Origin of the sequence: Pseudomonas neuropathica, assembly GCF_051174785.1 — a bacterium.
Classification (GTDB): domain Bacteria; phylum Pseudomonadota; class Gammaproteobacteria; order Pseudomonadales; family Pseudomonadaceae; genus Aquipseudomonas; species Aquipseudomonas neuropathica_A.
Genome location: NZ_CP195111.1, coordinates 4,614,601 through 4,639,628, shown reverse-complemented (window position 1 = coordinate 4,639,628; position 25,028 = coordinate 4,614,601). Strand labels below are relative to the sequence as shown.

At 59.7% G+C, this 25,028-nt stretch carries 23 protein-coding genes; 5 read left to right on the top strand and 18 right to left on the bottom strand.

Annotation, left to right across the window (positions count from 1 at the left end; translation table 11 throughout):
- Positions 1-365: 365 nt before the first annotated feature.
- A complete protein-coding gene (locus ACRRSD_RS20865) occupies positions 366-3,437 on the bottom strand; it encodes an efflux RND transporter permease subunit (protein ID WP_435035093.1) in 3,072 nt (1,023 codons plus the stop codon).
- Positions 3,438-3,443: 6 nt separating this feature from the next.
- A complete protein-coding gene (locus tag ACRRSD_RS20860; RefSeq protein ID WP_435035091.1) occupies positions 3,444-4,544 on the bottom strand; it encodes an efflux RND transporter periplasmic adaptor subunit in 1,101 nt (366 codons plus the stop codon).
- Positions 4,545-4,638: 94 nt separating this feature from the next.
- Between ACRRSD_RS20860 and ACRRSD_RS20855 the strand changes: the two genes are divergently transcribed.
- The gene (locus tag ACRRSD_RS20855) at positions 4,639-5,274 is read left to right on the top strand and encodes a TetR/AcrR family transcriptional regulator (protein ID WP_150691961.1); all 636 of its coding nucleotides are present in this window, start codon (positions 4,639-4,641) and stop codon (positions 5,272-5,274) included.
- Positions 5,275-5,380: 106 nt separating this feature from the next.
- Here ACRRSD_RS20855 and ACRRSD_RS20850 read toward each other — a convergent pair whose 3' ends face one another.
- Positions 5,381-6,163, bottom strand: a complete 783-nt coding sequence (locus ACRRSD_RS20850; protein WP_122600895.1) for a class I SAM-dependent methyltransferase — start codon at positions 6,161-6,163, stop codon at positions 5,381-5,383.
- Positions 6,164-6,255: 92 nt separating this feature from the next.
- On the opposite strand from ACRRSD_RS20850, the gene ACRRSD_RS20845 reads away from it, so the two are divergent.
- Positions 6,256-6,876, top strand: a complete 621-nt coding sequence (locus tag ACRRSD_RS20845; protein ID WP_122600862.1) for an energy transducer TonB — start codon at positions 6,256-6,258, stop codon at positions 6,874-6,876.
- 3 nt (positions 6,877-6,879) lie between these two features.
- On the opposite strand, the gene ACRRSD_RS20840 is transcribed toward ACRRSD_RS20845, so the two are convergent.
- From ACRRSD_RS20840 to ppc, 7 genes are all read right to left on the bottom strand, one after another.
- Positions 6,880-7,572, bottom strand: coding sequence for an extensin-like domain-containing protein (locus tag ACRRSD_RS20840; RefSeq protein WP_435035090.1), 693 nt, complete (start codon positions 7,570-7,572; stop codon positions 6,880-6,882).
- A 2-nt stretch (positions 7,573-7,574) separates the two neighbouring features.
- Entirely contained in the window at positions 7,575-8,396 is an 822-nt protein-coding gene (locus tag ACRRSD_RS20835) for an isocitrate lyase/PEP mutase family protein (RefSeq protein ID WP_435035089.1), read from the bottom strand.
- Between the two features lie 30 nt (positions 8,397-8,426).
- Complete coding sequence (locus ACRRSD_RS20830) at positions 8,427-9,287, bottom strand: DUF72 domain-containing protein (RefSeq protein WP_435035088.1); 861 nt, start codon at positions 9,285-9,287, stop codon at positions 8,427-8,429.
- Positions 9,287-9,595, bottom strand: coding sequence for a hypothetical protein (locus ACRRSD_RS20825; RefSeq protein ID WP_007908889.1), 309 nt, complete (start codon positions 9,593-9,595; stop codon positions 9,287-9,289). Before ACRRSD_RS20825 ends, ACRRSD_RS20830 begins: the two co-directional genes overlap by 1 nt.
- A 256-nt stretch (positions 9,596-9,851) precedes the next feature.
- The gene (gene tsaB, locus ACRRSD_RS20820) at positions 9,852-10,526 is read right to left on the bottom strand and encodes a tRNA (adenosine(37)-N6)-threonylcarbamoyltransferase complex dimerization subunit type 1 TsaB (protein WP_123374582.1); all 675 of its coding nucleotides are present in this window, start codon (positions 10,524-10,526) and stop codon (positions 9,852-9,854) included.
- A gap of 92 nt (positions 10,527-10,618) precedes the next feature.
- The gene (gene adk, locus ACRRSD_RS20815) at positions 10,619-11,266 is read right to left on the bottom strand and encodes an adenylate kinase (RefSeq protein ID WP_435035086.1); all 648 of its coding nucleotides are present in this window, start codon (positions 11,264-11,266) and stop codon (positions 10,619-10,621) included.
- Between the two features lie 300 nt (positions 11,267-11,566).
- Positions 11,567-14,197 (bottom strand): phosphoenolpyruvate carboxylase, encoded by a 2,631-nt coding sequence (ppc, locus tag ACRRSD_RS20810; RefSeq protein WP_435035084.1) that lies wholly within the window; start codon positions 14,195-14,197, stop codon positions 11,567-11,569.
- A 213-nt stretch (positions 14,198-14,410) separates the two neighbouring features.
- On the opposite strand from ppc, the gene ACRRSD_RS20805 reads away from it, so the two are divergent.
- From ACRRSD_RS20805 to ACRRSD_RS20795, 3 genes are all read left to right on the top strand, one after another.
- Entirely contained in the window at positions 14,411-14,755 is a 345-nt protein-coding gene (locus ACRRSD_RS20805) for a hypothetical protein (RefSeq protein ID WP_038357825.1), read from the top strand.
- A 378-nt stretch (positions 14,756-15,133) separates the two neighbouring features.
- Positions 15,134-15,538, top strand: coding sequence for a DUF4398 domain-containing protein (locus ACRRSD_RS20800; protein ID WP_034154861.1), 405 nt, complete (start codon positions 15,134-15,136; stop codon positions 15,536-15,538).
- A gap of 53 nt (positions 15,539-15,591) precedes the next feature.
- Positions 15,592-16,380, top strand: coding sequence for an OmpA family protein (locus tag ACRRSD_RS20795; RefSeq protein WP_038357819.1), 789 nt, complete (start codon positions 15,592-15,594; stop codon positions 16,378-16,380).
- A gap of 375 nt (positions 16,381-16,755) precedes the next feature.
- Here the strand turns inward: ACRRSD_RS20795 and ACRRSD_RS20790 are convergent, their stop codons facing one another.
- From ACRRSD_RS20790 to ACRRSD_RS20755, 8 genes are all read right to left on the bottom strand, one after another.
- Complete coding sequence (locus ACRRSD_RS20790; protein WP_134174866.1) at positions 16,756-17,085, bottom strand: hypothetical protein; 330 nt, start codon at positions 17,083-17,085, stop codon at positions 16,756-16,758.
- On the bottom strand, positions 17,082-17,987 hold the full coding sequence (locus ACRRSD_RS20785; RefSeq protein ID WP_435035083.1) for an alpha/beta hydrolase: 906 nt from the start codon (positions 17,985-17,987) through the stop codon (positions 17,082-17,084). The genes ACRRSD_RS20790 and ACRRSD_RS20785 overlap by 4 nt, the downstream gene beginning before the upstream one ends.
- A gap of 150 nt (positions 17,988-18,137) precedes the next feature.
- Positions 18,138-19,388, bottom strand: coding sequence for a flavohemoglobin expression-modulating QEGLA motif protein (locus ACRRSD_RS20780; protein WP_191625110.1), 1,251 nt, complete (start codon positions 19,386-19,388; stop codon positions 18,138-18,140).
- A 60-nt stretch (positions 19,389-19,448) separates the two neighbouring features.
- A complete protein-coding gene (locus tag ACRRSD_RS20775) occupies positions 19,449-20,003 on the bottom strand; it encodes a hypothetical protein (RefSeq protein ID WP_435035082.1) in 555 nt (184 codons plus the stop codon).
- Between the two features lie 156 nt (positions 20,004-20,159).
- Complete coding sequence (locus ACRRSD_RS20770) at positions 20,160-20,873, bottom strand: TetR/AcrR family transcriptional regulator (protein WP_102900566.1); 714 nt, start codon at positions 20,871-20,873, stop codon at positions 20,160-20,162.
- Positions 20,874-20,978: 105 nt separating this feature from the next.
- Positions 20,979-22,481 (bottom strand): lysine--tRNA ligase, encoded by a 1,503-nt coding sequence (gene lysS, locus ACRRSD_RS20765; protein ID WP_435035080.1) that lies wholly within the window; start codon positions 22,479-22,481, stop codon positions 20,979-20,981.
- Between the two features lie 112 nt (positions 22,482-22,593).
- Positions 22,594-23,689 (bottom strand): peptide chain release factor 2 gene (gene prfB / locus ACRRSD_RS20760; protein ID WP_099758102.1). Its coding sequence is split into 2 segments (ribosomal slippage): positions 22,594-23,616 and positions 23,618-23,689, totalling 1,095 coding nucleotides; the frame shifts between segments, so codons are not numbered across the junction.
- 334 nt (positions 23,690-24,023) lie between these two features.
- On the bottom strand, positions 24,024-25,025 hold the full coding sequence (locus ACRRSD_RS20755) for a response regulator (RefSeq protein ID WP_007908918.1): 1,002 nt from the start codon (positions 25,023-25,025) through the stop codon (positions 24,024-24,026).
- Between the last annotated feature and the right edge of the window lie 3 nt (positions 25,026-25,028).

Here is a 25,028-nt window from a genome sequence, read left to right as displayed (position 1 = left end):
ACTCAACAGGATGAGCGTTAGCTCGGCTGCAGCTTTTGATCTTAGAGCCCGTCGGCAGGCTGAGTGGAGGGATTGATCCGGGGGTGGGAGCGCAGCGACCGTTCGACGAAGTCGAACACATCGAAAGGAGGTGCAGCGAAGCAAACCGGAAGCGATGCCCCCGGATCGATCCCGGAGCGAAGGGACCCCGAGCCTCAGCGAGGGGCCGAACGTCAGGGCAAAGCCTTTTGGGTTACCTTTTCGGCGTTTGGAAAAGGTGACTCGCTGTAAGAGCGAAACCGCCAGCGGCAGCACCCGAAGCAACGGATATTCACAAAGAACAACCAGAGCATGGTCGGCCCAAAGGCCGCCACGCTACCCACAAATCAAACGGAGTCTTTGCGAACCCTGAACCAAGCCGCATACAACGCCGGCAAAAACAACAGCGTCAGCGCAGTCGCAACAATCAACCCCCCCATGATCGCCACCGCCATCGGTCCAAAAAACACACTGCGCGACAACGGAATCATCGCCAATACCGCCGCCAGCGCCGTCAACACAATCGGCCTGAAGCGTCGAACCGTAGCCTCGATAATCGCCTGCCAAGGCTTAAGCCCCGACGCAATATCCTGCTCGATCTGATCCACCAGAATCACCGAATTGCGCATGATCATCCCGGACAACGCAATCGTCCCCAACATCGCCACAAACCCGAACGGCTGACGGAACACCATCAAAAACAACGTCACCCCGATCAACCCCAGCGGCGCCGTCAAAAACACCATCGCCGTACGCGAAAAACTGCGCAACTGCACCATCAACAACGTCAGCACAACGACGATGAACATCGGCACCCCGGCATTCACCGACTTCTGCCCACGCTCGGAATCCTCCACCGTGCCGCCAACATCCAACAGATAACCATCGGGCAACTCGGCACGAATCGAATCCAGCGTCGGCATGATCTGCTTCACCAGCGTCGCCGGCTGCTCCTTGCCATAAATATCGGCGCGCACGGTCACGTTCGGCAGCCGATTGCGATGCCAAATAATCCCTTCCTCAAAGCCGTATTCCAGCGTGGCAATCTGCGACAACGCCACACTGCGACCGTTATCCGTCGGCACCGCCAGACTCGGCAGCAACGACAATTCAGTGCGCTCATGCACCGTGCCGCGCAGCAGAATCTCGATCAACTCATTGTCTTCGCGATACTGACTGACACTCGACCCGGTCAACGAACTCTGCAGAAATTTCGCCAGATTCGCCGTGCTCACACCCAACGCCCGGGCACGATCCTGATCGATATTCAGGTACACGACCTTGCTCGGTTCCTCCCAATCCAGATGCACATTGACCACATGCGGATTCTCGCGAACCTTGGCTGCAACCTTACGTGCCAGCGCACGGACTTCTTCGATGTGTTCACCGGTGACGCGGAACTGCACCGGATAACCAACCGGCGGACCGTTTTCCAGACGCGTAACCCGCGAACGCAGCGCCGGGAATTGCTCGTTAAGCGTTTCAATCAACCAGCTGCGCAGCGCCTCACGCTCCTCGATGTTCTTTGCCAACACCACAAACTGAGCGAAGCTCGCCGCCGGCAATTGCTGATCGAGCGGCAGATAGAAACGCGGTGATCCGGTGCCGACGTAAGCCACGTAATTGTCGATGCCGGCGTGATCCTTGAGCAGCGCTTCCAGACGTTTGACTTCACCGGTGGTATTGGCCAACGACGCGCCTTCAGCCAGTTTCAGATCTACCATCAACTCCAGTCGATTGGAGGCCGGGAAGAATTGCTGCGGGACGAAGCGGAACAACATCACCGAGGCAATAAACAGCCCGACTGTCAGCACGATCACAGTCTTGCGGTGCGCCACGCACCACTCCACCAAGCGCCGAACGCGCTGATAAAACGGCGTGCCATACGGATCAGCCTGACCGTCACCCGTGCCATGTTTGGCCGCATGAATTTTTGCCAGATCCGGCAGGAGTTTTTCCCCCAGATACGGCACGAACACCACCGCTGCCACCCAGGACGCGAGCAACGCAATGGTCACCACTTGAAAGATCGAGCGGGTGTACTCGCCGGTGCCGGATTGCGCCATGGCAATCGGCAGAAACCCGGCGGCGGTGATCAATGTGCCGGTGAGCATCGGGAACGCGGTGCTGGTCCAGGCGTAGCTCGCCGCGCGGATGCGGTCGAAGCCCTGCTCCATTTTGATCGCCATCATTTCCACGGCGATGATCGCGTCGTCCACCAGCAAGCCCAGCGCCAACACCAGCGCGCCAAGGGAGATCTTGTGCAGGCCGATGCCCAGGTAATACATGCAGGCGAAGGTCATCGCCAGCACCAGCGGAATGGTCAGCGCCACGACCATGCCGGTGCGCACGCCGAGGGAGAAGAAGCTCACCAGCAAGACAATCGCCAGCGCCTCGACCAACACCTGGACGAACTCGCCGACCCCGGTTTTCACCGCCGCCGGCTGGTCGGAGACCTTGCGCAATTGCATGCCGGCCGGGAGGTTTTTCTGGATGCGTGAGAACTCGACCTCCAGTGCTTTGCCGAGCACCAGAATGTCGCCGCCATCCTTCATCGCCACCGCGAGACCAATCGCGTCTTCGCCCATAAAGCGCATGCGCGGCGCCGGTGGGTCGTTGAAACCGCGACGCACATCGGCGACATCGGCGATGCGGAACGTACGATCACCGACGCGGATCGGGAAGTTCTTTATCTCATCGACTGTCTGAAAATTCCCCGAGACCCGTAGCTGCAAGCGCTCGCTACCGGTTTCAAAGAACCCCGCAGTGGACACCGCGTTCTGTTCTTGCAGCGCTTGTTGTACCGCCGCCAGCGGCAGGCCGAGGGTCGCCAGTTTGACGTTGGACAACTCGACCCAGATCTTCTCGTCCTGCAAACCGAGCAAGTCGACCTTGCCGACATCCTTGACCCGTTGCAGCTGGATCTGGATACGGTCGGCGTAATCCTTGAGCACCGCGTAATCGAAACCATCCCCCGTTAGCGCATAGATATTACCGAACGTGGTGCCGAATTCATCGTTGAAGAACGGCCCCTGAATATCCGGCGGCAACGTCTGGCGAATATCGCTGACCTTCTTGCGCACCTGATACCAGAGGTCGGGAATCTCCTTGGAGTGCATCGAGTCGCGGGCAATGAAGGTGACCTGGGATTCACCGGGGCGCGAGAACGAGACGATGCGCTCGTATTCGCCGGTTTCCATCAGTTTCTTTTCGATGCGTTCGGTGACCTGACGCGAGACTTCCTGCGCGGTCGCACCCGGCCAGCGAGTCTGGATGACCATCGCCTTGAAGGTGAACGGCGGGTCTTCACTCTGGCCGAGCTTGGTGTAGGACAACGCACCAACGATGGCCAGCAAAAGCATCAGGAACAGTACGATCTGGCGATTACGCAGCGCCCATTCGGAAAGGTTGAAGCGCATCGGGACTTACTCCTTGTCCGCCAGATTGACCACACGGTTGGAGCGATCCACCGGACGCACCTGCTGCCCTTCAAGCAACACATGCACACCAGCGGCGACCACCCAGTCGCTTGCGTTCAAGCCTTCGAGCACCGGCACGCTTTTCTCGCCGAACGGGCCGATGCGCACCGGGGTTTTCTTCAAGGTGTTGTTGCCGTTGACGACCCACACGTAGGTCGCGCCGTTTTCGGCGGTGAGCGCCGAGAGCGGCACCGACAGGGAAACGCTATCGGCCGACTGCACAAACACCCGGGCGCTCTGGCCCAGTTCAGCCGGGACTTTGCCGCTGGTGAAAGAAATGCGTGCGGCGAAGGTACGCGAGCGCGGATCGGCGGCGGGCGACAGTTCGCGGATCTGCCCGGCGAAACGCTGGTTTTGCTGCGTCCACAATTCAACAGTTACCGGCTGACCGACCTTGAAGCGGCCAAAGCTCTGCTCCGGCAGGCTGATCAGCACTTCGCGCTCGCCATCAGTGGCCAGGGTGAATACGGTTTGCCCGGCGGCAACCACCTGCCCAACCTCGACCGAACGCTTGGCGACCACGCCATCCTGCGGCGCACGGAGCACCGCGTAACTGGCCTGATTGGTCGATACGTTGAATTCGGCTTTGATTTGTTTGAGGCGGGCTTCACCGGAGCGGTAAAGGTTTTCGGCATTGTCGTAAGCCGAGCGGCTGACCATCTGCCGATCCATCAGGGTCTTGTAGCGATCACGCTCGGCACGCACCAGATTGAGATTGGCTTCGGCGGCAGCAACCTGAGCGCGGGTGGCTTCCAGTTGCAGGCGCACGTCTTGCGGATCGAGTTCGGCGAGCGGTTGATCAGCCTTCACCCGCTGGCCTTCATCGACCAGTCGTCGGCTGACTTTGCCGCCAATGCGGAACGCCAGATCGGGTTCGTAGCGAGCGCGAACCTCGCCCGGATAACTTTCCATCGCCTGCCCCGAAGGCTCTGGCTGCACGACCATGGCCGGTCGCACGGTGACTTGCGTCGCCTCTTCCTGACCGCACGCTGACAAAAGGAACGCCAGACTCACTGGCAACGCGAGGGACAACGCATGGCGGAACATGGTGACGGACCTTTCGCTAATGGTGCTTGGAATAATTATACTGGTGGGTATGGTATTAATAGCAAACTCACCAGTCCAGTATTAAAAGCGAAGAATGTCGAACAATCTTTCAGCTCCAAACGGTCCGGGCCGCCCCAAGGATCTGGCCAAGCGCCAGGCGATCCTCGACGCGGCGAAAATTCTGTTTCTGAGTCATGGCTATGCCAACACCAGCATGGACGCGGTGGCGAGCGAGGCGGGCGTGTCGAAGCTGACGGTCTACAGCCATTTCAACGACAAGGAGACGCTGTTCTCCGCCGCCGTGGTGGCCAAATGCGAGGAGCAATTACCGCCGTTGTTCTTCGAATTGCCCGAAGGCATCGCCGTCGAAAATGTGTTGCTGAACATTGCGCGAGGCTTTCATCACCTGATCAACAGTGATGAGTCGGTGAATTTGCACCGCTTGATCATGGCGCTGGGCAGTCAGGACCCGAAGCTGTCGCTGATCTTCTTCGAGGCCGGCCCGCAGCGCATGGTGCAGGGCATGGAGCGGCTGTTGACGCGCATCCACGAAACCGGCGCGCTGAGCATTGATCTGCCGCGCAATGCCGCTGAGCATTTCTTCTGCCTGATCAAGGGTGCGGGGAATTTTCGGCTGTTGTATGGATGTGGTGAGCCGTTGAGCGAAGAGGCAGCGGAAAGCCATGTGCAGGAAGTTGTAGCGTTGTTTATGCGTGCTTACAGGCCCTGACTTTTAAGGTGCCTGAGCGGACGCCTTCGCGAGCAAGCTCGCTCCCACCTTAGAATGCATTTCAAATGTGGGAGCGAGCTTGCTCGCGAATGGGGGCGCCTCGGTCTCAGGGTTTGAGCGCTTTCTTCGGGTAGATGTCATACCGGCTCGATTTGCCATCCAGCGCATGACTCGGCTTCGGCCCCTCGATGCACGGCGCCTTGCGTGGTCGCTTGACCACCACCCGGTGCGTCGCCAACGCCAGCGCAGCCTGCAACAGCGCAGGCGCATCCGGATCATCGCCCACCAACGGTCGGAACAGGCGCATCTCTTTCTTCACCAGCGCAGTCTTCTCGCGATGCGGAAACATCGGATCGAGATAAATCACCTGCGGCGGCTCGCCTTCCCAATTCTGCATGACCTCGATGGAATTGCCCTTGAGCAACTTCATTCGCGCCACGATCGGCGCCACATCGAAATCTTCCGCAGCACGCGCCAGACCATCTTCCAGCAGCGCGCCAATCAGCGGCTGGCGTTCGATCAGGCTCATTTCGCAACCTAGACTGGCCAGCACGAATGCATCCTTGCCCAAGCCTGCCGTGGCATCCAGCACGCGCGGACGCACGCCTTGAGCGATGCCGACCGCCTTGGCGATCATCTGCCCGCTGCCGCCGCCGTATAGCCGACGATGCGCCGCGCCACCCTCAACGAAGTCGACCCGCACCGGCCCCGGTGCGTCCGGGCCGAGCTGTTGCAGCTGCAAACCCTGCTCGCCGACCTGCAGGGCAAACTCGCCGTCCGCCACTTCAAGCGGCAGGCCCAGGCGCTCGGCCCACTGCCCGGCTTGCGCTTCAAACGTCGGGCCGAGGGCCTGAACATGGATGCGGCAGGCCGCAGGTTGCTCGATCATGGAAAACACGCTCAAAAATTCAAGGATCGGCAAAAACCGCCGATAATTCATTCAACGCGCATTTTGCCAGAGCTGAGCGTCAACCGAAAAAAATGTCAGGCATTCTTCCCACATCGATTGGCTACATCTCGCCCCATGGCGACTTTAGCCGTCACAACACTCAAGCACTGAGCGGCGTCAGTCATCTGTGGCAGGATTTCTTTGCCCAGGCGCTGGCCGAACAGACGAGTGAAGTGGTGCCTGCCTGCGGCACGTTCCCTCCGGTTGACCTGAGCAGCCCTGAAGAACCGACCATCGGCAGCGAGCTGCACGCGCACATCGTCAGCCAGCGCGAATGCAATGTGGTTGAGACCGAAGTGCGTCCGCCGGAACCGCTGTTCCTGCCGATCGCCGAATTCGAAATGGACTTGCTGGACAAACCATTCCCGCCGTTCCCGCCGGAAGAACTGAAAGCTCAGCAAGAACAACAGGATTTCGACAGCAGTTGGGTGCGTCCGGTGGTGATCAACAATGGTCAGCCCGTTCCAGAGCCTGGCCCGGCCCCGCAGAAGAAGCCGCTGTACCTGCCGATTGCCGAATTCGATCTGGATCTGCTGCAAAAGCCTTATCCGCCGTTCCCACCGGAAGAAATCGTCGAGCAACAGAAGGCGCTGGACTTCGATAACGGCTGGGCACGCCCGATCGTTCTGCAGAACCTGCGCCTCGCCGCTTAAGCCTCAGCGACACACGCTCCAGCGTCCGACATCGACATGAAAGTGATTGCGGTGGGCGGCGTTGTAATCCGGACTCAACACCACACTGAACGCCTCACAGGCGCCATCGCGCAGCTGACGCAGAAACTGCGCGTCCTGATTTTGCTTGGGCCAGTCCTTGAGCACGCTGACCGTGCGGCCATCGGCCAGACGAACCCCGGCAATGTCCAGCGCATCAGCACTGGCGTGGCGGCTTAGCGCACCGCTTTCGCGATTGTAGACATTGCGACAGGCGAAGCTGCCGAGGTGATCAACCCGTGCGACCTTTTGCCCGTAAACGGATTGCGCGGCGGGTTGCAGCGTTTGGTGTTCGAACATCGCGTAGGCCACCGCCAACGGGCAACTGGCGAGGAAACTGCTGCTCAGCGCCACCTCACCGCCCTGCACACGCAAGGCGCCGATCAGCGGACACTTGGCGTCGGGGCTGTCGGATTGCCGCGTGACACGCAGAGCAGAACTGCTCAAGGCCTGGTCGCAGAGTTCGGGGTCGCTGCGCAAGCGCATCAGCTTGTAGCCAGTCAGCCAGTTGGGCGCGGCTTTCACGTCCAGTGGCACCCATGGATTCCATTGCGGCGGCACGTCCAGCCAACCGCGCCAGACACTGAGCGCAGCGCCGCCAATCATCAGCAGCACCAGCCAGAATATCCACCGCCCCATGTTCAGCCTTTGAAAAACTGATTGGCTTTGGCGTACGCCATCGACTGCGAGGTAAAGCCGAACGTGCCGGACTGCTGGATTTCTTCAGCGGCGCGGAAGAACTCGCCGAACGCTGCCAACGCCAGTGCCGAACCGGTACTGATGCGACGCACGCCCATTTCCTGCAGTTCCTGCACGGTCAGTTTCAATCCGCCAGACATCAACACATTCACCGGTTTCGGCGCCACCGCGCGTACCACCGCCAGTACTTCTTCGACGTTGCGCAAACCTGGCGCGTACAACACGTCGGCGCCCGCTTCGGCGAAGGCCTGCAAGCGGCGAATGGTGTCGTTGATATCAGGATTGCCGTGCAGGTAGTTTTCCGCGCGCGCCGTCAGGATGAACGGAAATGGCAGCGTGCGCACAGCGGCGACGGCGGCTTCGATACGTGCCACCGCGTGTTCGAAGCAATAGATCGGCGCATCCGCGCGACCCGTGGCGTCTTCGATCGAGCCACCGACCGCACCCGCCTCTGCTGCGCGAAGCAGGCTTTTCGCAGCCTCGGTCGGATCATCGGAAAAACCGTTTTCCAGATCCACTGCCACCGGTAAATCGGTGGCCGCGACAATCGCGCGGACATTGGCCAGGGTCTCGTCGAGACTTAACGCGCCATCGGCCTTGCCCTGGGAAAACGCATAACCGGCGCTGGTGGTTGCCAACGCCTGATAGCCGAGACTGGCGAGCATTTTCGCCGACCCTGCATCCCACGGATTGGGAATGACGAAAATCCCCGGACGTTCATGCAGGGCTTTGAAGGCGTGTGCTTTAACGGCTTGGGCATCCATCGGCAGGCTCCAGGGCAGGAAAAATCCGCCTCAGAGCAGGCCAAGTTGCTCCGCGGCGGGTTCTCTGTATAGCTCAGGCAGCGCTGGCAGGCCAGGCAAACGTTGCATCAGTTGTGCGTGAAAACGTTGCGCCAGCTTCGCCGCAAGGAGGTTGTCGGCGGTGTGCAGGAAGATGTACGGCGTGCGGCCCTCTTCGATCCACTCGGCGATTTTCGCCACCCACGGCACCAGGAACGGGTCATTGGCTTCCAGCTCCGGGTGGCCGATGAAACGCACCTGCGGGAACTGGGTGAACGCCGCCGGGCGCGTCGGCACTCGCGGCTTTTTCGATTGTGCGTGGATCACCGAGGACTCGGTCGACAGGCAACTGAACAGCGCACGCGGGTCGAGGCAGATGCGTTCAACGCCACGGTCCAGCAGCAGGCGATTGAGCAAGCGTTCGCTCTCGCCCTTGGCGAAGAACTGTTCATGCCGCACTTCCACGGCCAACGGGCAATCCAGCGCATCGATGAACGCCGCCAGTTCCGGCAGGCGATGCGGTGTGAAGCTTTTCGACAGTTGCAGCCACAGCGGCGAAACGCGTTCACCAAGAGGCTTGAGTAATTGCAGAAAGGTTTCGGCGGCGGTCAGTTGCTCGCGCAGGTCACCGCTATGGCTGATATCGCCGGGGAATTTGGCGGTGAAGCGAAAGTGTGCGGGCATGACCTCGGCCCAGCGCTGTACGGTGGCGGGCGACGGGCTGGCGTAAAAGGTCGTGTTGCCCTCGACGGCGTTGAACACCTGCGAATAGAGAGCGAGGAAGTCGGACGTTTTTGCGTCTACCGGGTACAGATACTCGCGCCAGGCGTTTTCGCTCCAGGACGGGCAACCGAGGTAGTAAGGCAGAACCATCAGATGTACAGATCGAGGCCCAGCACGTCTGCATCCCAATCAACAAAACCGGCGGTACTCAGGTAACTGGCCAAGGCCATCGCTACGCTCTTTTTCATCGCACGGTGATAGATCATGTCTTGCTGACGGGCAGGCAGATTGCTCAGGCGTTGGGCCGAGGCCTTGGCAGCACGGGCAGCCAATTGCTCTTCAGTCGGGAATTCCAGCTCGCCGTCGATATCGTCGACGGATTCATCCAGCGCCACATTGCCTTTGCGAGGCTTGCGCTTGATGGGGTAGGACTGAGAGGAGAGGCCGTCTATACGCATAAATTCATGCTCGGTATCGATGATGGCAATTTAGCGGCACTTGACCGACTTAGCAAACCGCCGAGTGATAACTAGAACACATAAAGCGCAAAAGGTTTAAAGCGAGGGGTTAGAAACTGACGATTGGCTGGATTCGCGGGCGACTTAGTTCCATGTGGGAGCGAGCTTGCTCGCGAAGGCGGTGTGTCAGAAAAGCAGATCGGGACTGAGACACCGCATTCGCGAGCAAGCTCGCTCCCACAGGTGTTGTGGTGAATCAGCGAGCTTTCGGGGTGGCGACTTTGTCGCGCAAGTAAACCGGTTGCGCGTCATCCGCCGGAATCGATTCGCCGCGTTCCCAGGCAAAACGCGCCAAGGTCAGCAAATCTTCGGCGTGAGGCAGCATGCCGGCGTCGGAGCCGGTCAGCTCGACCGCGATACGCTCGCCATAACCCCAACCGGTGCCAGCACCAAACCAGTCGCCACTGGCATCGGCCGGCAGCGCAGCAACTTCTGGTGGCAACACCGCTTCGGCACCGACCAGACGCATCTCCCCTGCTGTCTCGCGGTAGCAGCCCCAATACACTTCATCCATCCGCGCATCGATGGCCGCGGCGACCTGGCTCACGCCATGTTCACGCAACGCTCGCTGCGCCAGCACTGCGAGGTTGGACACCGGCAACACCGGACGATCCAGCGCAAACGCCAAACCTTGCACAACACCAATGGCAATCCGTACCCCGGTGAATGCACCCGGCCCGCGACCGAAGGCGATCGCATCGACCGCTTGCAGCGTGGTGCCGGCGTCGGCCAGCAGTTGCTGGATCATCGGCAGCAGCTTCTGCGCATGCAGGCGCGGGATCACCTCGTAATGGCTCGTGACCTTGCCGTCATGCAGCAAGGCAACGGAGCAAGCTTCAGTCGCGGTGTCCAGGGCCAGCAAGGTGCTCATCGATGTTTCCAAAAACAGGGGTGGGAAAGGGCGTCAGTATAAACAACTACGGCCCGCAAGCGGGCCGTGGATGATGCTGCGGTTCAGACATTTCAGCTCAGAGCAGCCAGCACCTTGGTGGTGATTGCATCAACCGAACCGACGCCAGGAATGTGGCTGTACTTCGGCTTGCCGTTGGCAGCGGACAGCTTCTGGTAGAACTCCACCAGCGGCTTGGTTTGCGAATGGTAGACCGACAGGCGATGACGCACGGTTTCTTCGGTGTCGTCCTTGCGCTGTACCAGCTCTTCGCCAGTGATGTCGTCTTTGCCCGCAATTTTCGGCGGGTTGTAGACGATGTGGTAAACGCGGCCGCTGGCTTCGTGAACACGACGGCCGGCGATGCGTTGCACGATTTCTTCGTCTTCAACAGCGATTTCAACCACTGCATCCAGCTCAACGCCGGCAGAAACCAGTGCTTCAGCCTGCGGAATGGTGCGCGGGAAGCCGTCGAACAGGAAACCGTTGGCGCAGTCTGGCTGAGCGATACGGTCCTGAACCAGTGCGATGATCAGGTCATCCGACACCAGGCCGCCGGCATCCATGATGCTCTTGGCTTGCACGCCCAGCGGAGTACCGGCCTTGACCGCTGCACGCAGCATGTCGCCAGTGGAAATTTGTGGAATGCCGAATTTTTCGGTGATGAACTTAGCCTGAGTACCTTTACCGGCCCCGGGAGCTCCCAGCAGAATGACGCGCATTAGATGTGCTCCTCAATTTTTTTATAAAAAGCTTTTACAAAACAAAGGATTCGCCGCTTGGGACGAATCCTGAAAATACGGGTCGTGGCCGCACAAACGGCCAAAGGCTGATCAAGATACACAGCAGGCTGCGCCCACACAAGACGCCAAAAGTCGGAGAAACCGACGCCCCCCGCGACCTTGCGACGCGGTAACCCAAGTCGCAACCCCATCATTAACTGTCGCCTGCCGGCACTTTCCGTCGTCAGGCAACGCGGCATCCGGTGAGTGTTCCGGGGGCCGCGTGCCCAGACAAAAACATTAGCCGGTATTTCGCAAACCGGCGGCAATCCCCGCCACAGACACCAGCAACGCCTGTTCTACCGGGCTGCCCTGCTCGACATTCTGTTGCCGCGAGCGGGCCAACAGTTCGGCCTGCAATAGATGCAGCGGATCGAGGTAGGTATTGCGCAGGCGGATGAATTCCAGGGTGTCAGGGCTATGGGCCAGCAGCTGCGACTGCCCGGTCAGGCCGAGCACCACGGCGCACGCCTGCGACAATAGGTCGCGTAACTGCGCGCCCAACGGCAGCAGATCCGGCTCGACCAGACGCTCGTCGTAGGACAAGGCGATGTCGGCATCAGCCTTGGCCAGGACCATTTCCAGCATGTCGATGCGCGTACGGAAGAATGGCCACTGCTCGCGCATCTGCCCGAGCAACTCACCTTCGCCGCGTTCCAGCGCCTTGCTCAGTGCCGATTCCCAGCCGAGCCAGGCCGGCAGCATCAGCCGCGTTTGCGTCCAGCCAAAAATCCACGGAATCGCCCGCAGGCTTTCAATGCCGCCGGCACGACGCTTGGCCGGACGACTGCCCAGCGGCAAGCGGCCCAATTCCTGCTCCGGCGTGGACTGACGGAAGTACTCGACGAACTGCGGATTTTCCCGCACGACCTGGCGATAAGCACTGACACCGTCAGCCGCCAATTCATCCATCAGATGGCGCCATTCCGGCGTCGGTGGCGGTGGTGGCAGCAACGTCGCTTCAAGCACCGCCGCCAGATACAGATTGAGGTTTTGCTCAGCGATGTCCGGCAGGCCGAATTTGAAGCGAATCATTTCGCCCTGCTCGGTGGTGCGGAAACGCCCCGCCACCGATCCCGGTGGCTGCGACAGAATCGCCGCGTGCGCCGGGCCGCCGCCACGTCCCACGGTGCCGCCACGACCGTGGAACAGCAGCAGTTCGACTTGTTGCTCGCGGCAGATTTCCACCAAGCGTTCCTGCGCGCGATATTGCGCCCAAGCCGCCGCCGTGGTGCCGGCGTCCTTGGCCGAATCGGAGTAGCCGATCATCACTTCCTGCGGGCCTTGCAGTCGTGCGCGGTAACCCGGCAGCAGCAACAGCCGCTCCATCACTGGCCCGGCGTTGTCGAGGTCGGCGAGGGTTTCGAACAACGGCACCACGCGCATCGGCCGCAACACGCCGGACTCTTTGAGCAGCAGTTGCACGGCGAGCACATCGGAAGCCGCGCCGGCCATGGAAATCACGTAGGAGCCGAGCGAGGCGCCCGGTGCGGCAGCGATTTCCTTGCAGGTGTTGAGCACTTCAGCAGTGTCGGCGGACGGTTTGAAATGCGCCGGCAGCAGTGGCCGACGATTAGTCAGTTCTTGCGTGAGGAAACGGATGCGCTGTTCTTCATCCCAATCTTCATAGCGACCGAGACCGAGGTAGTCGGTGATTTCGGTCATCGCCGAACTGTGCCGCGAGGAATCCTGCCGCACATCGAGACGCACGAGGAACAGGCCAAACGTCACCGCCCGGCGCAAGCAATCAAGCAACGGGCCGTCGGCGATCACGCCCATGCCGCATTCGTGCAGCGAGTTGAAACACAGCTCCAGCGGATCGAGCAGATCGCGGTTGTTGTGCAGCACATCGGCTGGCGCCGGGGTTGGCGCAGTCAGCGCGGCGTGTGCCCAGTTGCGCGTGGCGCGCAGGCGTTCGCGCAGTTGTTTGAGCACCGCGCGATACGGTTCAGCACTGTCGCCGGCCTTGGCTTTGAGAGCGTCGCTGGCCTGCTGCATCGACAGTTCGGCTGCCAGATGATCGACATCGCGCAGGTACAAATCCGCGGCCATCCAGCGCGCCAGCAGCAACACTTCACGGGTTACTGCGGCGGTGACGTTGGGGTTGCCGTCTCGGTCGCCGCCCATCCACGACGCGAAGCGAATCGGCGCCGCTTCCAATGGCAGGCGCAGGCCGGTCGCTTCATGCAAAGCCTTGTCGGCCTTGCGCATATGGTTGGGGATCGCTTGCCACAGCGAATGCTCGATCACCGCGAAACCCCATTTGGCTTCATCGACCGGTGTCGGTCGGGTGCGGCGAATTTCTTCAGTGTGCCAGGCTTCGGCGATCAGCCGTTGCAGGGTGTTTTGAATCTGTTCGCGTTCGGCGCTCGTCAGGTCGCGATGATCTTGCGCGGCGAGTTGCCCGGCGATCGCGTCGTACTTCTGGATCAGTGTGCGTCGTGCGACTTCGGTCGGGTGCGCGGTCAACACCAGTTCGATTTCCAGCCGTGCCAATTGCCGGGCCAGCGACTCGGCGCTGTGACCTTCGTTGCGCAAACGGGCGAGCAATTCCGGCAGCACGCGGGACTCGAATGGCGCCGGCTGCGACTCTTCGCGCCGATGGATCAACTGATACTGCTCGGCGATGTTCGCCAGATTGAGAAACTGGTTGAACGCCCGCGCCACCGGGAGCAATTCGTCTTCGCTCAATTGATTGAGGCTGGCGCTCAGTTCAGCGTCCATCGAGCCACGCCGGTCAGCCTTGGCGCCTTTGCGAATCTGCTCGATCTTGTCGAGGAAAGCCTCGCCGTACTGATCTCGAATGGTGTTGCCCAGCAGCTCTCCGAGCAGGTGAACATCTTCGCGCAAGCGTGCATCAATATCGGTCATCAGCAGTTCTCCAGCAGTAATCCGGACGGCTTAGAAACGAGTGCATGACCTAGAGAGTGCCGCTCTACGACGCTTCTTACAAGCAGCCGACGAAGGGACGTTAAACCTTGTGGGGGAAAGCTAGTCTCAACAGTAAGCCGTACAACGGCTTGCCGCCGGCGCTGCCGGACACTCACCCAGGCCTGCCATGAGCAGGCGCGAAATGAGGTCATCATGAAAATTCGTGAACTCGCCCAGCATTGGGAAGAAAACGCCAAGGGTCGCCTGACCGACACTGGCTACACGATTCATCTGGACGTCGAAGCCGCTGCGCGTCTGGCAGCGATTGCCGAGATGTACCCCAAACGGCACGCCGAAGAACTGCTCGGCGAACTGATTGGTGCAGCCCTTGAAGAGTTTGAAGCGAGCCTGCCGTATGTTAAGGGTTCGACGGTGGTGGCGACCGATGAGGAAGGTGATCCGTTGTATGAGGATGTTGGGCCGACGCCGAGGTTTCTGGCGTTGTCGCGCCGGCATTTGCATGACCTCTCGGCCACTGCCGGCAAGCAGAAACACTGACACAACCTAGTCCATAACTGTGGGAGCGAGCCTGCTCGCGAAAGCGGTATATCTGTCGACATTGATGGTGACTGGCAAACCGCTTTCGCGAGCAGGCTCGCTCCCACATTGACTGCATTTCTGCCTCCAGATCGACGTTTTTCCAGTATTGAAAATGCCCGCGCGTACCACTCTCTGCCGCCAAAGTTCCCGCTTTAGAGCCTTGTCCATTCGGTCAAAGTTTTTTTTGGCGATTAGCCATCTTTTCTGAACTTTTGAAAAATCCCACCGGTCGGAACCTGTAACCACGCCTGGAACGAGCGTTTCAAAAACGCGCTTTCACACGTCGCTTGCGGCTCCTCGACCAGGATGGATTCAGATGTATTCAGGAGATGCCTAATGGAGTTGAAGACCATGAAAAACCAAACCTCGTTTACCCACCTGCGCGGTCTGAAACTGGCTGCTCTGGCGATCGGTACCAGCTTCGTGCTGGCCGGTTGCGCTGGTAACCCACCGACCGAGCAATACGCCGTGACCCAGTCGGCCGTGAACAGCGCGGTCAGCGCTGGCGGTACCGAGTTCGCTGCGGTTGAGATGAAGCAAGCGCAGGACAAGCTGAAACAAGCTGAAATCGCCATGCACGACAAGAAGTATGACGAGGCTCGCACCCTGTCCGAGCAAGCCGAGTGGGACGCTCGCGTCGCCGAACGCAAGGCTCAGGCAGCCAAGGCTGAACAAGCCGTGAAGGATTCCCAGAAAGGTGTTCAGGAACTGCGTCAGGAAAGTCAGCGCACCGTGCAGTAAGCGCGCATCCCGATAGCAACGCTGAAACTTTATCGATAGAAAGGACGAAAATTATGCGTAAGCAACTGATGATCCCAGCTCTTCTGGCCGCAAGCGTCGCTCTGGCTGCCTGCTCGACTCCGCCCAACCCGAACCTGGAACAGGCGCGCACCAACTACGCCGGCTTGCAAGCCAACCCACAGGCGAGCAAGGTCGCGGCGCTGGAAACCAAAGACGCCAGTGATTACCTGGACAAGGCCGACAAGGCTTATCTGGACAAGCAAGACGCAGCCAAGGTCGACCAACTGGCCTACCTGACCAACCAGCGCGTGGAAGTGGCCAAGCAGACCATCGCCCTGCGCACCGCTGAAAACAATCTGAAGAACGCTGCCGCTCAACGTGCTCAAGCGCGTCTGGATGCTCGCGATCAGCAGATCAAACAGCTGCAGGACAGCCTGAACGCCAAGCAGACCGATCGCGGTACGCTGGTGACCTTCGGTGACGTGCTGTTCGCCACGGACCGCGCCGACCTGAAATCCAGCGGTCTGGTCAACATCAACAAACTGGCGCAATTCCTCCAGGAAAACCCGGATCGCAAAGTGATTGTCGAGGGCTACACAGACAGCACCGGTACCGCTAGCCACAACCAGTCGCTGTCCGAGCGTCGCGCCAACTCCGTGCGTACTGCACTGGTGAAAATGGGCGTTGATCCAGCCCGTATCGTTACCCAAGGCTACGGCAAGGAATATCCGGTTGCCGAGAACGGCAGCGTTTCCGGCCGTGCGATGAACCGTCGCGTGGAAGTGACTATTTCCAACGACAACCAGCCAGTAATGCCGCGTTCGGCGGTCAGCTCGAACTAAGCTTCAGGCTGTAACGCAAAAGCCCCGCCTGAGTGATCAGGCGGGGCTTTTTTGTGTGGGCTGAAATCGCAGCCCCTCACCCCAGCCCTCTCCCGAGGGAGAGGGAGCCGATTTGTGGTGCTTTCAGAATTTGTGTTCGACACGATGGATCAGGCCGGGCTTTTTTGTGTGGGCTGAAATCGCAGCCCCTCACCCCAGCCCTCTCCCGAGGGAGAGGGAGCCGAATGGGGGATGCTCAATAGCTGCGTCGACCTGAGAGCGCTTTGCCGAATCCATAATCGACACAATCTTTCAGGTCGGTGTATAGCGAAAGACAACTCGGTCAGTCCCCTCTCCCCCTGGGAGAGGGCTAGGGTGAGGGCTGAACCTGCAGAATCACTCCTCCAGCTTCTGCGGGGTCTCTTCGCCCATGCAACGCACCGCTTTTTTCTGCGCGTTGATCAATACGCCGGTCAGGCCTTTCTGCTCGGTGTCGAATAATACCAGCACGCCATCGATGCACTGCGCGACTTGCGGTGCAGGCTGAAGCGAAATCTTGTAATCCTCACCCGGCACGGTCTTGAGCATGGTGAATTCATTGAGCAGCAACGCATCCTCGGGTTTGGCGAAGTGCAGGTAGCCGTAGTACCACAGCGCCCCGACGGTGCCGAGGATGCTGCAGATACCGGTAATGATCAGCGGGATGGCGTTGCGTTCTTCAGTCATTGCGGACTCTCATCTTCAGAATTCGGGGGTGTCGGGTAATTAGGGATTTCGCCGAGGCGGCGCAGGCCGTTGAAATGCTCGGGATCATCCAGATAACGCAGCATGACTTGGCGCCAGACCGGGTCGCCGAAGGTCTGCACATGGCCGCCACGGGTCAGTTGCAGCACACGCGGTGGCGGCGCAGCCTGATACAGACGGATGCCGTTAGAAAGTGGTACCAGCGGATCGTCGATGCTGTGGAAGATCAGTTTCGGCACGCCGTTGAGTTGCGGCATCGAGTTGATTGCGCTGTCGCTGTCCGGCACCAGCCACGACAGTGGTACCTGGAATGGCCAGGTCAGCCACGAAGTGCTGAGAGCATATTGGCCGACGCTGCGATAGCTCGCGGGCACGCCGTCGAGCACCACAGCCTTGAGTTGTTTCTGCCGCTCGGGATGCTGCACCAGCCAATGCACGGCCATCGAACCGCCGAGGCTCTGACCGAGCAGAATCAGCGGCTTGCCTTTGACCTCGGGCGCCTTGTCGAGCCAGGCGAACGCGGCGTCGATGTCCTGATAGATCGCCGGCAAACTCGGCTCGCCCTCGGACAGGCCATAACCGCGATAGTCGACCAGCAGCACTTGATAGCCGTTTTTCGGCAACCACCAGCTGCCGCCCAGGTGCATCGGCAGATTGCCGCCGTTGCCGTGCAGGTGCAGAACCGTGCCTTTGACCTCGACACCGGGTTTGGCTGGCAGCCACCAGGCATTTAGCTTCAAGCCGTCAGCCGTGACCAGCGTGACGGTGCGGTATTCGAGTTTGGCTTTTTCCGGGGTGAAGATTTGACCGGGCTCGGGGTAGAACAACAAAGAGCTGCAACCACCGAGGGTCAGTAGCAGGCAGATGATGCCGAGGATTCTCATCCGGTGAAACCTCGCGAAAATAGGGAGTCAGACACAAATCAAAACTGTGGGAGCGAGCCTGCTCGCGAAAGCGGTGTGTCAGCCAACATTAATGTTGAATGTGAAATCGCATTCGCGAGCAGGCTCGCTCCCACAGGGGATATTGGTTATTCAAAGGATGTTGGAATAGTCCGCTTCGATCCGGTCCAGGCTCAAGTGATTGAGGAAGTTGGAGAAGCACATCCACGCCGACAACGCATTCAAATCGCGGAACTGGTCCGGCAGATACTTCGGCGGCACCACCAACCCTTCATCCACCAACTGACGCAAGGTACGCATGTCTTCCAGCGTGGTCTTGCCGCAGAACAACAACGGAATCTGCTCAAGCTTGCCCTTACGCACGGCCAACTGAATGTAGTTGTAAACCATGATAAAGCCCTTGAGGTAGGACAAGTCTTTGGTGAATGGCAGACCGGTCGGTGTCGAACCACGGAAAACGCGACTGGCGTTGCCGTAACTTTCCGCCATCTCAAAGCCCTGCTCGCGGAAGAACTCGAAGATCTGCAGGAAGTCGGCGCCCTCCTCGACCATATGAATGGCGCGGGTGCGGTTGGTCAGTTTGCGCAGACGACTCGGATAGGAGGCGAAGGTGATGATCTCCATCAGGATCGCCAGGCCTTCCTGGGTCACCGTCGACGACGGCGGGCCTTTGGACAGGAAGGTGCAGATCGGCTGATTCAGACCGTTGAGCGTAGTGCCGACGTGCACCAGGCCTTCGTGGACTTCCAGCGCGCGAACGTCACGATCGTTGAACAACGCGTCGGTGCGGATCTTGATGTAGTCAGCGCCCGCCGCTGCGTCGGCAACGATACCGTCGGACTCAAAGACGCGGATGGTTTCCTCGGCCTCGCCAAAGACCTTGTTCAGACGGGTTTGCAGCAGGTGCACGGCGTCCTTGGCGGTGAGGATTTTTGGCTCGTCCTTCAGATCGCCACGGCCGTCGATGTTGTTCAGGTAGTCGGACATCATCAGACCGAGGTCCGCCAAGGTCGGGTCGCCAGCGTGGAAAGCATCGGAGGCGGCGCCGTACAGCTCTTGCGAGATCAGGCCGAAATCCTCGGTGCCGCGCGCTTCGAGCATGCGCACCACCATGCGGTACTCCTTGCACATGCGCCGCATGATCTGCCCCACCGGGTTGAACTGACCGAGCTGGCGGGTGATGTCGCGCTCGATGTTCTGGAATTCCAGTTTGACCTTGCTCGAATCGAAGGTCAGCGGCCGGTTGAGGTAGTAGTCACGATCAACGGCGGGCATTTCCTTGCCCTTGGCCTTGAGAAAGCCCTTGCGCACGTTCTCGTCCCACTTGACCGCGTCGAGTACGCGGATCGGCGTCTGCGCCAGCACAATGCGATCGGACAACATGCGTATCGTCTGCTGGTAATCGTCCACCCGAAACTCCTGTAGAAAACCTGACGTAATGAATTATTGGGCGCGGGCCTGGCGCTGGTAGCGCACGGCTTCAACGAAGACATCGGAATTGGCCGGATCGTCGAGGTAAGCAAAGACCTTGTCGAGGTTGCTGTCGACGTGCACGCCGTCGCCATCGTCGGTCTGGAAGACCTGACCGTCGAGGGCTTTTTGCTTGATCGCTTGATTGATCTGTTCGAGATCGAGGTTGTAGACCACCAGTTCGTGTTTGTCGGTGAGTTCGAAACCGGCGATGGTGAAGTGGCCGCCGTACTGCGCCGGGACTTTCGCCGACAGATACCAGCGGTTGCCATGGCGCGACACGGTGAACGGATAGGCTTCGCGTTCGTGGGGCTTGGCCCTGAAGTACGTGACCGCCTGATAGCGGTCGTTGCCCAGGCGCGTCAGCTCAAGGTTCATCGGCTCGCCCCAGGCGTTGGTGCTCGACCATTTGCCGAGCAAGCCCTTGGGCGCGGGATCGCTGGCGGCCAATGGCTCCTTGAAGGTCACCAGACAACCACTGAGCAGCAGGAACGACAAGGCCAACAGCACGCCACGCCAGGCTTTCATTCAATACTCCCTATGAACACACAGCCCTGAAATATCGCCGCAATTCCCTGTGGGAGCGAGCCTGCTCGCGAAAGCGGTGTGTCAGGCAACAGAGATGTTGAATGTCAGACCGCATTCGCGAGCAGGCTCGCTCCCACAGGGTGAAGCAACAGCGGATTACACCGACGCGAGCACCAGGTGCATGTAGCGCGTCAGAATACCGAGCATGTCCTCTTCGGCCAAAGGCTCGGCGTCGTTGAGCAGGCCCTGATATTCCATCCGTCCGATAATCGCCGTCAACACCTTGGCATCCTGTTGCGGTTCACGCGAGCCCAACACCTGGAATAACTGGCAGGTACCCTGCAACAGAATCTGCTGATGTGAACGCACCAGAATCGCCAGGCGCGGGTTGAGCAACGCTTCCTGGCGAAACGCCTGTTCAGCCATCAAATGCTCGCGACGGTTTAGCAATTGCCGGTGAACATAGTCAGCCATCAACCGCGCAATGTCGTCAGCCAGTTGCGAGCGCGACTCCGGGCTGCCGTCACCACTGACGACCATGTCACGCAACAGACCTTCATTGTTGACCCACAACTTGGCCATGTACGCCGCGCTGCGCTCGACGTATTGAGCGAAGGTATCGGTGAGCAGGTCATCGATGTCCTTGAAGTAGTAAGTGGTCGCCGACAGCGGCACACCGGCCTCGGCGGCCACTGCGCGGTGGCGCACGGCACGCACGCCGTCACGCACGACAATACGCATCGCTGCATCGAGAATGTCCTGTCGACGCTGCTCACTGCCCTGTCGGCTGGCCTTGCGACCCTGGTACTGAACGCTTTCAGCGACCGCAGTGGCGATACCCGCTGCACCTTCTTGAGCTATTGCACCCATCACGACAGGACTTCCTCTGCTATTGCAAAATTAACCAATTGATACATTTGTACCAGACAGGCAATAAAAAGCCGCCTGTTTTAGGCGGCTTTTTAACTGAAACGTTTACGCTTGCGGTCGCATGTGCGGGAACAGGATCACATCGCGGATCGACGGCGAGTTGGTCAACAACATCACCAGACGATCGATGCCGATACCTTCACCGGCCGTTGGCGGCATGCCGTACTCCAGCGCGCGCACGAAGTCAGCGTCGTAGTGCATGGCTTCGTCGTCGCCGGCGTCCTTGTCGGCCACCTGCGCCATGAAGCGCTCGGCCTGGTCTTCCGCGTCGTTCAACTCGGAGTAGGCGTTGGCGATTTCACGGCCACCGATGAACAGCTCGAAACGGTCGGTGACGTTCGGGTTGTCATCGTTGCGACGGGCCAGCGGCGACACTTCGAAAGGGTACTGAGTGATGAAGTGCGGCTGCTCCAGCTTATGCTCGACCAGCTCTTCGAAAATCATCACCTGCAGCTTGCCCAGACCTTCGAAGCCCAACACCTTGGCGCCGGCCTTCCTGGCGATGGCGCGAGCCTTGTCGATGTCGTTCAGATCATCGGCAGTCAGCTCAGGGTTGTACTTGAGGATCGAGTCAAACACCGACAGGCGCACAAACGGCTCGCCGAAGTGGAACACCTTGTCGCCGTACGGCACGTCGGTGCTGCCCAGTACCAGCTGCGCCAGTTCACGGAACAGTTCTTCGGTCAGGTCCATGTTGTCTTCGTAATCGGCGTACGCCTGATAGAACTCCAACATGGTGAATTCAGGGTTGTGACGAGTCGAAACGCCTTCGTTACGGAAGTTGCGGTTGATCTCGAAAACCTTTTCAAAACCACCGACCACCAGACGCTTGAGGTACAGCTCAGGCGCGATACGCAGGAACATTTCCATGTCCAGCGCGTTGTGATGGGTTTCGAATGGCTTGGCCGCGGCGCCGCCCGGAATGGTCTGCAACATCGGCGTTTCGACTTCGAGGAAGTCGCGCTTCATCAGGAAGCTGCGGATGTGCGCGATGACTTGCGAACGCACGCGGAAGGTCTGGCGCACGTCTTCGTTGACGATCAGGTCAACGTAGCGCTGACGGTAGCGCTGTTCGGTGTCGGTCAGGCCGTGGTGCTTGTCCGGCAGCGGACGCAGCGATTTGGTCAGCAAGCGCACGCTGGTCATTTCAACGTACAGGTCGCCCTTGCCGGAACGCGCCAGGGTGCCTTCGGCGGCAATGATGTCGCCCATGTCCCAGGTTTTCACCGCGGCCAAAGTGTCTTCCGACAGGGTTTTACGGTTGACGTAGACCTGGATGCGACCGGTCATGTCCTGGATCACCATGAACGAGCCACGGTTGAGCATGATGCGACCGGCAACCTTGACCGGGATTGCAGCCTCTGCCAGCTCTTCCTTGGTCTTGTCCGCGTACTGTTTCTGCAGTGCATCGCAGTAGTTTTCGCGGCGGAAGTCGTTCGGGAAGGCATTGCCCTTGGCGCGCTCGGCAGCCAGCTTTTCCTTGCGCAGGGCGATCAGGGAGTTTTCTTCCTGTTGCAGGGCTTGCGGGTCGAGTTGTTGGTCGCTCATGTCTTTAGATATTCCATCAGGTTCGTTGCCCCCGGGCCTTGCAGCCCGGGGATCGCCAGCAGGCTGGCTCCTACAGGGATCGGGTTGAATCAGCCGATCCTGTATGCGTCTTTTACAGCCCGGATTTCAGGCTGGCTTCCAGGTACTCGTCGATATCACCGTCGAGTACCTTGTCGCAGTCGCTGCGTTCGATGTTGGTACGCAGATCCTTGATCCGCGACGCATCGAGCACGTACGAGCGGATCTGGTGACCCCAGCCGATGTCCGACTTGGTGTCTTCCAGCGCTTGCGACGCGGCGTTGCGTTTCTGCATTTCCTGCTCGTACAACTTGGCCCGCAGCATTTTCATGGCGGTGTCCTTGTTGGCGTGCTGGGAACGTTCGTTCTGGCAGCTGACCACGGTGTTGGTCGGTACGTGAGTGATACGTACGGCCGAGTCGGTGGTGTTTACGTGCTGACCACCGGCACCGGAGGAACGATAGGTGTCGATCCGCAGGTCTGCCGGGTTGATTTCGATTTCGACCTTGTCGTCGATCTCTGGCGAGACGAACACCGCGGAGAACGAGGTGTGGCGACGGTTGCCGGAGTCGAACGGGCTCTTGCGCACCAGACGGTGCACGCCGATCTCGGTACGCAGCCAGCCAAAGGCGTATTCACCCTTGATGTGCACGGTCGCACCTTTGATACCGGCGACTTCACCGGCCGACAGTTCCATGATGGTCGCGTCGAAACCGCGTTTATCCGCCCAGCGCAGGTACATGCGCAGCAGGATGTTGGCCCAGTCCTGGGCTTCGGTGCCACCGGAACCGGCCTGAATGTCCAGGTAGGCGTTGTTCGGGTCCATTTCATGGCTGAACATGCGGCGGAATTCCAGCTTGGCCAGATTTTCCTCGAGACGGGCCAGCTCGGCGACGACATCGCCCACTGCGCCTTCGTCGTTCTCTTCGACGGCCATGTCCAGCAGGTCGCGGCAATCGGCCAGACCGCCGTTCAGTTCGTCGAGGGTATCGACGATCTGTGCCAGCGCGGCGCGCTCGCGGCCCAGTTCCTGGGCGTATTCAGGTTTGTTCCAGACGCTCGGATCTTCAAGCTCGCGATTGACTTCAGTCAGACGCTCATGCTTTTGATCGTAGTCAAAGATACCCCCGAATAGTTTCGGAGCGCTCGGACAGGTCCTTGATGGTGTTCAGGATCGGGTTGATTTCCATGACGGGCAGCACTCGTTGGCGAACTTTTGAAAGCCGGCGAGTATAACGTAATCAGGCTGTGACGGCAGCCCGTCTGGCGGCTCCGGGGGTGAATGGCTTGAGGTTTCTGTGTGAGTCGAGATTGCCAGCCCTCACCCTAGCCCTCTCCCGGAGGGAGAGGGGACCGATCGGGGGATATTTGAGAGATACGCCGACCTGAAATGGTTATACCGAATCCATAATTGCCACGCTTACAGATCCATAATCGCCGAGGTCTTTCAGGTCGATGCAGGACCAAAGACACCTCGGTCGGCCCCCTCTCCCTTTGGGAGAGGGCTGGGGTGAGGGTAAGCGTTTATTCGATCCCGACCTGATTACGGCCGTTGTTCTTCGCCAGGTACAGGCCACGATCCGCCGCCGAAATCAGCAACCGGCAATCACTACCCGCCTGCGGCACCATCGTCGCCAGACCAATACTGATCGTCAGGCTCGCCCCTTCCGCCGGGGTGTTGTGCGGAATTTTCAGCGAAGCCACGGTCTGGCGCAGTTTCTCCGCGACCAGCCGCGCGCCGCCCGGCGAGGTGTTCGGCAGCACCAGCACAAACTCCTCACCGCCATAACGCGCCGGCAAGTCCGAGGGCCGCGCGCTGGCATCACGGATCGCCGTAGCGACCTTGCGTAACGCTTCATCGCCTTCAACGTGACCAAAGCTGTCGTTGTAGGACTTGAAGTAATCAACGTCGATCATCAGCAACGACAATTGGCTCTGGTCACGTAGCGAGCGGCGCCACTCCAGTTCCAGGTACTCGTCGAAGTGCCGGCGGTTGGACAGCCCGGTCAGGCCATCGGAGTTCATCAGCCGTTGCAGCACCAGATTGGTATCGAGCAATTGCTGCTGGCTGACGCGCAACGCACGGTAAGCGGCATCGCGTTGCAACAGAGTCATGTACGAGCGCGAGTGATAGCGGATGCGCGCCACCAGTTCGATGGTGTCCGGCAGTTTCACCAGATAATCGTTGGCCCCGGCGGAAAACGCCGCGCTTTTGATCAGCGGGTCTTCCTTGGTCGACAAGACGATGATCGGAATGTCCTTGGTCGCCGGGTGATTGCGGTATTCGCGCACCAGGCTCAGGCCATCGAGGCCGGGCATCACCAGGTCCTGCAGGATCACCGTCGGTTTGATCCGCACCGCCTGGGCAATGGCCTGCTGCGGGTCGGAGCAGAAGTGAAAGTCGATGTTTTCTTGATTCGACAGCCCACGGCGCACCGCTTCGCCGATCATCGCCTGATCGTCCACCAACAACACCATGGCGGCGTTTTCGTCGGTTTTAATGTCGTCGATCTGTAAGTCATTCATGGG

Excerpts from the sequence above, each read along its gene's own strand:
- ACRRSD_RS20865 (WP_435035093.1), bottom strand. The coding sequence starts at position 3,437 with ATGCGCTTCAACCTTTCCGAATGGGCGCTGCGTAATCGCCAGATCGTA.
- ACRRSD_RS20860 (WP_435035091.1), bottom strand. The coding sequence starts at position 4,544 with ATGTTCCGCCATGCGTTGTCCCTCGCGTTGCCAGTGAGTCTGGCGTTC.
- ACRRSD_RS20855 (WP_150691961.1), top strand. The coding sequence starts at position 4,639 with ATGTCGAACAATCTTTCAGCTCCAAACGGTCCGGGCCGCCCCAAGGAT.
- ACRRSD_RS20850 (WP_122600895.1), bottom strand. The coding sequence starts at position 6,163 with ATGATCGAGCAACCTGCGGCCTGCCGCATCCATGTTCAGGCCCTCGGC.
- ACRRSD_RS20845 (WP_122600862.1), top strand. The coding sequence starts at position 6,256 with ATGTCAGGCATTCTTCCCACATCGATTGGCTACATCTCGCCCCATGGC.
- ACRRSD_RS20840 (WP_435035090.1), bottom strand. The coding sequence starts at position 7,572 with ATGGGGCGGTGGATATTCTGGCTGGTGCTGCTGATGATTGGCGGCGCT.
- ACRRSD_RS20835 (WP_435035089.1), bottom strand. The coding sequence starts at position 8,396 with ATGGATGCCCAAGCCGTTAAAGCACACGCCTTCAAAGCCCTGCATGAA.
- ACRRSD_RS20830 (WP_435035088.1), bottom strand. The coding sequence starts at position 9,287 with ATGGTTCTGCCTTACTACCTCGGTTGCCCGTCCTGGAGCGAAAACGCC.
- ACRRSD_RS20825 (WP_007908889.1), bottom strand. The coding sequence starts at position 9,595 with ATGCGTATAGACGGCCTCTCCTCTCAGTCCTACCCCATCAAGCGCAAG.
- tsaB (WP_123374582.1), bottom strand. The coding sequence starts at position 10,526 with ATGAGCACCTTGCTGGCCCTGGACACCGCGACTGAAGCTTGCTCCGTT.
- adk (WP_435035086.1), bottom strand. The coding sequence starts at position 11,266 with ATGCGCGTCATTCTGCTGGGAGCTCCCGGGGCCGGTAAAGGTACTCAG.
- ppc (WP_435035084.1), bottom strand. The coding sequence starts at position 14,197 with ATGACCGATATTGATGCACGCTTGCGCGAAGATGTTCACCTGCTCGGA.
- ACRRSD_RS20805 (WP_038357825.1), top strand. The coding sequence starts at position 14,411 with ATGAAAATTCGTGAACTCGCCCAGCATTGGGAAGAAAACGCCAAGGGT.
- ACRRSD_RS20800 (WP_034154861.1), top strand. The coding sequence starts at position 15,134 with ATGGAGTTGAAGACCATGAAAAACCAAACCTCGTTTACCCACCTGCGC.
- ACRRSD_RS20795 (WP_038357819.1), top strand. The coding sequence starts at position 15,592 with ATGCGTAAGCAACTGATGATCCCAGCTCTTCTGGCCGCAAGCGTCGCT.
- ACRRSD_RS20790 (WP_134174866.1), bottom strand. The coding sequence starts at position 17,085 with ATGACTGAAGAACGCAACGCCATCCCGCTGATCATTACCGGTATCTGC.
- ACRRSD_RS20785 (WP_435035083.1), bottom strand. The coding sequence starts at position 17,987 with ATGAGAATCCTCGGCATCATCTGCCTGCTACTGACCCTCGGTGGTTGC.
- ACRRSD_RS20780 (WP_191625110.1), bottom strand. The coding sequence starts at position 19,388 with ATGTTGTCCGATCGCATTGTGCTGGCGCAGACGCCGATCCGCGTACTC.
- ACRRSD_RS20775 (WP_435035082.1), bottom strand. The coding sequence starts at position 20,003 with ATGAAAGCCTGGCGTGGCGTGCTGTTGGCCTTGTCGTTCCTGCTGCTC.
- ACRRSD_RS20770 (WP_102900566.1), bottom strand. The coding sequence starts at position 20,873 with ATGGGTGCAATAGCTCAAGAAGGTGCAGCGGGTATCGCCACTGCGGTC.
- lysS (WP_435035080.1), bottom strand. The coding sequence starts at position 22,481 with ATGAGCGACCAACAACTCGACCCGCAAGCCCTGCAACAGGAAGAAAAC.
- ACRRSD_RS20755 (WP_007908918.1), bottom strand. The coding sequence starts at position 25,025 with ATGAATGACTTACAGATCGACGACATTAAAACCGACGAAAACGCCGCC.